The sequence below is a fragment of the Methylobacterium indicum genome (assembly GCF_001043895.1).
GTDB lineage: Bacteria > Pseudomonadota > Alphaproteobacteria > Rhizobiales > Beijerinckiaceae > Methylobacterium > Methylobacterium indicum.
In genome coordinates, this window is sequence record NZ_JTHF01000244.1 from 1 (window position 1) to 8448 (window position 8448).

The following is an 8448-nucleotide window of genomic DNA, read 5'->3' on the forward strand; positions in this document are numbered from 1 at the left end:
CGGCGAGCGGGCAGGGGCTGGCGGGGGACCGGTAGGCCCGGGCTCGCGTCCCGGCGAAGCGGGCGCGGCGCGTCCGGGGTGGCGGGCGAGAGGTCGCGTGTCCGGTCAGGAGCGTTCCGGCGCGACCTCGACCCAGACCTCCGTCCCCTCGACCCGGACCGGATAGGTCGCGAGGTCGCGGCAGACCGGGCCGCCCTGCGCCCGGCCGGTGGCGATCTCGAACAGGCCGTAATGGGCCGGGCACTCGATATAGCCCTCCACCACCTCGCCGTCGGCGAGGGAGACGCCCGCATGGGTGCAGAGCGCCTGCGTGGCGTGGACCGCGCCGTCGAGGCGGTAGAGCGCGAGGGCGACGCCCCCGGCCGCGCGGGCGAGCACCGGACGATCCGCGAAGTCGGAGAGATCCGCCACGCGGTGCCATATCGGGCCGGGTCCCGTGGTCATCGCTCCCGCGGTCATGGGGCGGGCAGCACCACCGCCCGGCAGGGGCCGAAGCCGATCGGCGCGAAGCCGTCGCGCCGGCCGTGGGCCGTCAGGATCACCTCGTCGCCGTCCTCCAGGAAGCGGCGCTCCTCGCCGTTCGCGAGGCGAAGCGGCGCCTTGCCGCCCTCGGTGGTCTCGAGCAGGCTGCCGCAGGCCTCCGGCTCCGGGCCCGACAGGGTGCCGGTGCCGAGAAGGTCGCCCGGGCGCAGGTTGCAGCCGCCGCTGGTGTGGTGGGCCACCATCTGCGCCACGGTCCAGTACATGTGGCGCGCGTTGGAGCGCGCGATCCGGTGGGGCGGCCGTCCGGCCTCGCGGGAGGCGATGGTCGAGAGCAGGATCTCGAGGTCGAGGTCGAGCGCGCCGCCGGCCTGGTCGGCGGGGTCGAGGAGATGGGGCAGGGGGGTCGGATCGCCGTCCGGCCGCGGGGCCTGGGGGATGCGGAACGGCGCCAGCGCCTCGGGCGTCACGATCCAGGGCGAGATCGTCGTGGCGAAGCTTTTCGCCAGGAACGGCCCGAGGGGCTGGTACTCCCAGCCCTGGATGTCGCGCGCCGACCAGTCGTTGAGCAGGCAGAAGCCCGCGACCTGATCGGCGGCCTCCGCCACCGGCACCGGCGTGCCGAGCGCGTTGCCGGGCCCGATCCACACTCCGAGCTCCAGCTCGTAGTCGAGCCGGCGCGAGGGGCCGAAGACCGGCGCGTCGAGATGCGGGGGTTTCGCCTGCCCGCGCGGCCGGCGCACGGGCACCCCGGAGGGGCGGATCGACGAGGCGCGGCCGTGATAGCCGACCGGCAGGTGCTTGTAGTTCGGCAGCAGGGGCTGGTCGGGCCGGAACTGGCGGCCGGTGTTCATGGCGTGGTGGATGCCGACGAAGAAGTCGGTGTAGTCGCCGATCCGCGCCGGCAGGTGCAGGGTGCAGGCGCCGGCCTCGTGCAGCAGCGGCGGCACCCGGTCGCGGTCCGGGCTCTCCGCCCGCAGGAGCGCGAAGAGCCGGTGGCGCAGGGCCCGGCGCGGGCCGGCGCCGAGGGCGAGCATCCCGGCGAGGTCGCCGGATTCCGCCGCCGCGACCGCCCGGGCGGCCTCGCCGGTGAGAAGGCCCGCCGCCCGCGCCGCCGCGAGATCGAGGATCTGGTCGCCGATCGCGACGCCGGGCCGCTTCGCCCCGTCGGCGGGCGAGAACACCCCGAGCGGCAGGTTCTGGATCGGGAAGTCCGGATGCCCGTCGGCCCCCGGCACGCCGCAGCGGACGGCCGGATCGTGGGTGTGGTCGAGATCCGTCGCGTGAGAGGTCGGCATCAGCGCGGCTCCGGCCGGGTCGGGTCGAAATGCTTGTCCAGCTTGCGGCCGTAGGCGCCGTACTCCGCCTGGAGTGCCGGGGTCTCGGCGGCGAAGCGGCTGACCTTCTGGGGAAAGCGGGTCTCGAACATGAAGGCCAGCGTGCCCTCGAGCTTGTGGGGCTTCAGCTCGACGTTCGAGGCCTTCTCGAAGGCGTCGACGTCAGGCCCGTGCGGCAGGAGCGTGTTGTGCAGCGAGGCGCCGCCCGGCCGGAAGCCGCCGCCGGTCTTGGCGTCGTAGACCCCGTAGACCAGCCCCATGAACTCGCTCATCACGTTGAGGTGGTACCACGGCGGCCGGAAGGTGTTTTCCGCCACCAGCCAGCGGTCGGAGAAGATCACGAAGTCGATGTTGGCGGTGCCGGGCGTCTCGGAGGGCGAGGTCAGCACCGTGAAGATCGACGGGTCGGCGTGATCGAACAGGATCGGGCCGACCGGCGAGAACTTTCTCAGGTCGTACTTGTAGGGCGCGTAGTTGCCGTGCCAGGCGACGACATCGAGGGGCGAGTGCGCGATCTCGGCGGCCCAGAGCCGCCCGCCCCACTTCACCAGCATCGTGCCGTGGGCGTCGCGGTCCTCGTAGGCCGCCACCGGGGTCAGGAAGTCGCGCTGGTTGGCCAGGCAGTTGGCGCCGATCGGGCCGCGCTCCGGCAGCGTGAAGGCGCCGCCGTAATTCTCGCAGAGATAGCCCCGGGCCGGCCCGTCGCGCAGCTCCACGGCGATCTTCACGCCGCGGGGGATCACCGCGATCTCGCCGGGGCCGACCTCGATCACCCCGAACTCGGTGCGGAAGCGCAAGCCGCCCTCCTGGGGCACCACCAGCATCTCGCCGTCGGCATTGTAGAAGTACTCGTCCCGCATCGACCGGGTGGCGACGTAGAGATGCGCGCCCATGCCGGCCTGCGCCCCCGCATCGCCCGCGAGCGTCATGGTGCGGATCCCCTCGACGAAGGACAGGGGCTCGGCCGGGATCGGGACGGGATCCCAGCGCAGGGGCGCCGGCGGCAGATCGACGGTCTCGGCCGGGGCGGTGAGCCAGAGGCGGGCGTCCACCGGCCGGAAGGCGCCCCAATGGGTGACCGTCGGGCGGATGCGGTAGAGCCAGGAGCGCTCGTTGGCGGTGCGCGGCGCCGTGAAGGGCGAGCCGGAGAGCTGCTCGGCGTAGAGGCCGTAGGGGCATTTTTGGGGCGAGTTGCGGCCGACCGGCAGGGCGCCCGGCAGGGCCTCGGTCTCGAAGCCGTTGCCGAAGCCCGACATGTAGCCCGGGCTCAGGCCCGAGCCGGTGGCGGCGGGACGAGCCCCGGACGGCACCTGTCCAGTCTCTCGTAAGGCTCCTTGCACGCTCGCCTGGACGGTCATGGCGCCGGCCCCTTCCTGCCCTGTCGAATTGGTTTCAGTTGCAACCTTTCCGTCTGGATAGGATCGGCTGGAACCGGCGTCAAGCGGCCGCCCGGTTGCGCGCGCGCCGCCCGTGAGGCACAGCGTTGCGCATGATCGCGGTGGATTGGGGAACGAGCAGCGCCCGCGCCTACCGGCTCGCGCCGGACGGGGCCGTGCTGGCGCGGCGCGAGGGCGCGGGCGGCATCCTGCGGGTGCCCGAGGGCGGCTTTCCGGCGGCGCTGACCGAGATGGTCGGCGACTGGCTCGCCGACGGCGAGACCCGGGTGCTGCTCGCCGGCATGGTCGGCAGCCGCCAGGGCTGGCAGGAGGCGCCGTATCTCGCCTGCCCGGCGGGCCTCGACGCACTGGCCGGCGCCGTCGTGCCGGTGCCGTTTCCGGGCGCCGCGGTGCGGCTGGTGCCGGGCCTGAGCGCCGAGGACGCGGCGGGCACGCCCGAGGTGATGCGCGGCGAGGAGGTCCAGGTCGTCGGCGCGCTCGCGAGGCCGGACGAGGACGCGCTGATCTGCCTGCCGGGCAGCCACGCCAAGTGGGTGCGGGTCGCGGGCGGACGCATCGCGGGCTTTACCACCCACATGACCGGCGAGGCCTTCGCGGCGCTCAAGGACCACACCATCCTCGGCCGGATGATGACCGGGACCGCGGAGGCGGGACCGGCCTTCGCGGCCGGCGTCGCCCGCTCGGCGGAGGGCGGCGGGCTGCTGCACCACCTGTTCGGCACCCGCACCCTCGGGCTGTTCGGCCGGCTCGCGCCGGAGGATGCGGCGAGCTACCTGTCGGGCCTGCTGATCGGGCACGAGGTCGCGGCCGCCCTTACGGGCGGCGCTGCCCTTGCGGGCGGCGCTGTCCTCGCGGGCGGCGGCGCCAGGGTGGAACCCGCGCTCGTGCGCCCACTGGTGCGTCTCGTGGGCTCCGGTCCGCTGATGGCGCTCTACGGCCGGGCGATCGCCCTCAAGGGCGGCGAGGCGGTGCCCGGCGATCCCGACGCCGCCGCCCGCGGCCTGGCGCTGATCGGGGAGAGGATCCAGTGGGCATGACGCGCGACGATGGGACTCGGGACGTGACGGGCTGGCTGGCGCGCTGCCCGCTGGTGGCGATCCTGCGCGGCGTGCGGCCGGACGAGGTCGAGGCGATCGGCGAGGCGCTGGTGGACGCCGGCGTGACCATCCTCGAAGTGCCGCTCAACTCGCCCGAGCCGATCGAGAGCGTGCGCCGCCTGGCGGCGCGCCTCGGCGACCGGGCCCTCGTCGGCGCCGGGACGATCCGGCGCGAGGCCGAGGTGGCGGCGGTGGCCGAGGCGGGCGGCCGCCTGCTGGTGACGCCCCACGCAGATCCGGCCCTGGTGCGCGCCGCCAAGGCCCGCGGCATGGTGGCGATGCCGGGCTTCCTGACCCCGGCCGAGGCGTTCGGCCTGCTCGATGCCGGCGCCGACGCCCTCAAGCTGTTTCCGGCCGAGGCCGGCGGTCCGCCGATGCTGAAGGCCCTGCGGGCGGTGTTGCCGGCGGGCACGCCGCTCTTGCCCGTCGGCGGCGTCGATGCGGCCAGCCTCCCGGCTTGGCGCGCCGCCGGTGCCAGCGGCTACGGCTGCGGCTCCTCGCTCTACAAGCCCGGCGACACGCCCGACGCGGTCGCCGCCAAGGCCCGGACGCTGATCGCGGCCCTCTGAAACACGCCGCTCCGCGGGGTTTTCTCGCGGGGCGGGGGAGCCGGCCCGGATGGGCGGCAGACAGAAGCCCTCCGCGGACCCCGACCCATGATTCGCATAAGGTATCTTATGGAACCGGGGTGGAGGTAGCGGGCGCGCGTTCGTTGGGCCGCCTGCCATCCATAGCCGCATCCGCGCGCCGCGTCGCGACGTCGGCGCCCATGCGCCCGGAGACTAAATTCCCTGTCATTCAGGAACGGCGAACCGCCGGATTCCTTGAGGTGGCGGGCGCCGGACCGGTCGGTCGGGCGTGACGCCGCAACCTCGGATCGTTCTGATGACTCACTCGCTCCGCGCGCTCGCCGCGCTGTTCCTCGCCGGCTCCGCCGCCCTGTCGCCGGCGCTCGCCGCGACTGGGACCGCTCCCGCCGGCATGGCGGGCGCGCCCACGGCGACCGCGATCCTGGCCCGCATCCAGCTCGCGCAGGCCACCGGACAACCGACAGCGCCGCCGGCCGACCCGCAGGGCGCGGCGGCCCGCAGCGACGCGGTGCGCCGCGCCTCGCCCACGCCGGTCGCGAGCCGGCAGCCGACCGGCGCCTTTCCGACGAACGAGATCAGCCGCCAGCCGTCGATCGACCTCGGCGCCGGCGAGGATGCGCTGCGCAAGGACATCGGTGCCCTGCAGCAGACGCTGACCGAGCTGCAGCAGCTTCAGCTCCAGACCAAGCAGGCGCACTGGAACGTCTCCGGTACCCTGTACTACCCGCTGCACCTTCTCCTGCAGGAGCATTACGAGGGTCTGTCGAAATACGCCGACACCATCGCCGAGCGGCTGCTCGCCGTCGGCGCCTCGGCGGACGGGCGGGCCAACACCATCGTGCGGACCTCGGGCGTGCCGGAGATCCCGGGCGGCTTCCTCGACGATGCCCAGATTCTCGCCTGGTTCACCCAGGCCTACAAGCGCGTCGGCGAGGAGGTGAACCGGGGCATCAAGGTGACGGAGGACATCGACCCCACCACCTCGAACCTGCTGCAGGAGGTCGAACACGGCATCGCCAAGTACCAGTGGCAGATGCGCGCCCACCTGCAGCGCACCGGCACCGACCCGAATGCCGGCCGCGACCTCAACGACGGCAAGCCGGTCGAGCTGCCCGGCACCGAACCCGGCCAGGCGGCGCCGGACCGAGGGACGCCCGGTCAAGCCGCGCCGAAGCCCTGATAGCGTCCCCGGGCGGCGCATCCCGCGCCGCCCGGGTCAGGCCGTCCGGCGCGGTCGGCCCGGCCGGGTGACCCGGCGCAGGATGTGGCCGAGCTGCTCGGCGGAGTACGGCTTGTGCAGGAGCTCGAAGCCGTGCGCGTCGTCCTGGGCGAGCACGTGGCTGTAGCCGGAGGCGAGCACCACCGGCAGGGTCGGCATCCGGCGGCGCAGCTCGTGGGCGAGCGCGAGCCCGCCCATGCCGGGCATCACCACGTCGGAGAACACCACGTCGAATCCCGCCCCGTCGGGACCGAGCCGCTCGAGCGCCTCCTCGGCGTTGGTGGCCCAGGTGGTGCGGTAGCCGAGATCCTGGAGGATCTGCGTGCAGAAGCGGCCGACCTCGATGTTGTCCTCGACGACGAGCACGCTCTCGCCGGCGCCGATCGGCGATACCGAGGCTGCGGCGGCGGACCGGTCGTCGGCCTCCAGGGCGGCCGGCGCCTCCGGCAGGTAGAGCGTGAAGGTGGCGCCGCGGCCGGGACTGCTCGTCACGTCGACGTCGCCGCCCGACTGCTTGGCGAAGCCGAAGACCTGGGACAGGCCAAGGCCCGTGCCGCGGCCGACCTCCTTGGTGGTGAAGAACGGCTCGAAGATGCGGCCGATCAGGTCCGGCGGCACGCCCGGTCCGGTATCGGCGAGCGAGATCGCCGCGAAGGCGTTCTGCGAGCCGGCATGGCCCCGGATCGGCGGCATGGCGGTGCCGCAGGTCAGCGTCAGGGTGAGCGTGCCCTCGCCGTCCATGGCGTCGCGGGCGTTGACCGCCATGTTGATGAGCGCGGTCTCGAACTGGCTCAGGTCGGCGCGCACGAAGCACGGGTGGTCGGGCACCGCGACCACCACCCGCACCCGGGCGCCGGTGACCGTGTCGATCATGTCGGCGACGCCGCGCACCTTCTCGCCGACGTCGAACACCGCCGGGGACAGGGCCTGGCGGCGGGCGAAGGCGAGGAGCTGGCCGGTGAGCTTGGCGGCCCGGTCCACCGTGTCGGACACCGCATCGAGGTAGCGGCGCTGCCGAGCCTCCGGCAGGTCGGGACGGCGCAGGAAGTCGACGGAGGAGCGGATGATCGTCAAGAGGTTGTTGAAGTCGTGGGCGACGCCCCCGGTCAGTTGCCCCACCGCCTCCATCTTCTGCGACTGGCGCAGGGCCTCCTCGACCTCGGCCAGGGCGGCGGCCTGGGCCCGGACCGCGGTCACGTCGCGCACCGTCGCGTAGATGCGGCCGTTGCGGGGCACGGCGTTCCAGGACAGCCACCGGTAGGAGCCGTCCCGGTGCCGATAGCGGTTCTCGAAGTTGGGCTGCGGCTCGCCGCGGGCGAGCCCCGCCGCCGCCGCCGTCGTGGCCGCCACGTCGTCCGGATGGACGAAATCGAGGAAGGGGCGGCCGAGGAGCTCGCCCTCGCCCCAGCCCAGGAGCGTCGTCCAGGCCGGATTGAGGCTGGCGAGACGGCCGTCCAGGGTGGCGACGCAGAACAGGTCGGTCGAGGCCTGCCAGATCTGGTCGCGCTCGGCGGTGCGCTCGGCGACCTGCGCCTCGAGGGAGGCGTTGAGCACCCGCAGCGCCTCCTCCATGCGCTTGCGGTCCGAGATGTCGCTGAAGAACACCGCGACCTTGGCCTGCGCCGGCTCGCCGATCCGCAGCGCCCGCACGTCGAACCAGCGCCCGAACACGTCGGCCTGGTTCTCGAAGTGGATCGGCTCGCCGGTCAGCGCCACGCGGCCGTAGGTGTCGAACCAGTGCCGCTCGAGGTCGGGGGCGAACTCGCTCACCCACAGGCCCGCGACGTCGGCCCCGGTCTGGCGGGCGAAGGCCGGGTTGGCCTCGGCGATCCGGTAGTCGATCGCCCGGTCCGCCTCGTCGAACTTCATCTCGAGGATGCAGAAACCGACATCGAGGCTGTCGAGCAGGGTGCGGTAGCGGTCCTCGCTGTCCCGGAGCGCGGCCTGCGAGCGGACCTGCTCGGTGACGTCGTAACCGCCGACGAAGATGCCGGTGACGGCGCCCTCCCCGTCCCGCAGCGGCTGATACAGGAGGTCGATCGCCCGGTCGGCCTCCTCGTCGCCGAGCCGGATCGGCAGGGCGCGGGCGGCGAAGGGCCGCCCGGTGCGGTAGACCGTGTCGAGAAGCTCGTAGAAGCCCTGCCCGGCGAGTTCGGGAAACACCTCCCGCACGGTGCGCCCGACGAAATCGCGCGCGCCGGCGATCGCCACGTAGGCGTCGTTGACGTATTCGAAGACGTGGCAGGGCCCGCGCAGCACGGCGACGAAGCCCGGCATCTGCTGGAAGACCAGGTCCCGCCGCGCATGCGCGGCGGGACCTGGTCTTCC

7 protein-coding genes are annotated in these 8448 nt (G+C 73.5%); 3 read left to right on the top strand and 4 right to left on the bottom strand.

Features of this window, described 5'->3' with window-relative positions:
- Nucleotides 1-105: 105 nt before the first annotated feature.
- From QR78_RS25420 to hmgA, 3 genes are read right to left on the bottom strand one after another with little or no spacing between them, the layout of a single operon-like run.
- Complete coding sequence (locus QR78_RS25420; protein WP_053221081.1) at nt 106-411, bottom strand: Rieske (2Fe-2S) protein; 306 nt, start codon at nt 409-411, stop codon at nt 106-108.
- A 44-nt stretch (nt 412-455) separates the two neighbouring features.
- Complete coding sequence (gene fahA / locus QR78_RS25425; protein WP_048430388.1) at nt 456-1778, bottom strand: fumarylacetoacetase; 1323 nt, start codon at nt 1776-1778, stop codon at nt 456-458.
- Nucleotides 1778-3175, bottom strand: a complete 1398-nt coding sequence (gene hmgA / locus QR78_RS25430) for a homogentisate 1,2-dioxygenase (RefSeq protein ID WP_082171817.1) — start codon at nt 3173-3175, stop codon at nt 1778-1780. Before hmgA ends, fahA begins: the two co-directional genes overlap by 1 nt.
- Before the next feature lie 131 nt (nt 3176-3306).
- On the opposite strand from hmgA, the gene QR78_RS25435 reads away from it, so the two are divergent.
- The 3 genes from QR78_RS25435 (at nt 3307) to QR78_RS25445 (ending at nt 6081) form a co-directional block, all read left to right on the top strand.
- On the top strand, nt 3307-4251 hold the full coding sequence (locus tag QR78_RS25435) for a 2-dehydro-3-deoxygalactonokinase (RefSeq protein ID WP_048430390.1): 945 nt from the start codon (nt 3307-3309) through the stop codon (nt 4249-4251).
- The gene (locus QR78_RS25440) at nt 4248-4880 is read left to right on the top strand and encodes a 2-dehydro-3-deoxy-6-phosphogalactonate aldolase (RefSeq protein ID WP_048430391.1); all 633 of its coding nucleotides are present in this window, start codon (nt 4248-4250) and stop codon (nt 4878-4880) included. Before QR78_RS25435 ends, QR78_RS25440 begins: the two co-directional genes overlap by 4 nt.
- 316 nt (nt 4881-5196) lie before the next feature.
- Nucleotides 5197-6081: a Dps family protein gene (locus tag QR78_RS25445; protein WP_048430392.1), complete on the top strand. Its 885-nt coding sequence runs from the start codon at nt 5197-5199 to the stop codon at nt 6079-6081.
- Nucleotides 6082-6117: 36 nt separating this feature from the next.
- On the opposite strand, the gene QR78_RS25450 is transcribed toward QR78_RS25445, so the two are convergent.
- Nucleotides 6118-8397, bottom strand: a complete 2280-nt coding sequence (locus QR78_RS25450; RefSeq protein ID WP_053221082.1) for a PAS domain-containing protein — start codon at nt 8395-8397, stop codon at nt 6118-6120.
- Between the last annotated feature and the right edge of the window lie 51 nt (nt 8398-8448).

Excerpts from the sequence above, each read along its gene's own strand:
- QR78_RS25435 (WP_048430390.1), top strand. The coding sequence starts at position 3,307 with ATGATCGCGGTGGATTGGGGAACGAGCAGCGCCCGCGCCTACCGGCTC.
- fahA (WP_048430388.1), bottom strand. The coding sequence starts at position 1,778 with ATGCCGACCTCTCACGCGACGGATCTCGACCACACCCACGATCCGGCC.
- QR78_RS25440 (WP_048430391.1), top strand. The coding sequence starts at position 4,248 with ATGACGCGCGACGATGGGACTCGGGACGTGACGGGCTGGCTGGCGCGC.
- QR78_RS25450 (WP_053221082.1), bottom strand. The coding sequence starts at position 8,397 with ATGCCGGGCTTCGTCGCCGTGCTGCGCGGGCCCTGCCACGTCTTCGAA.
- QR78_RS25445 (WP_048430392.1), top strand. The coding sequence starts at position 5,197 with ATGACTCACTCGCTCCGCGCGCTCGCCGCGCTGTTCCTCGCCGGCTCC.
- hmgA (WP_082171817.1), bottom strand. The coding sequence starts at position 3,175 with ATGACCGTCCAGGCGAGCGTGCAAGGAGCCTTACGAGAGACTGGACAG.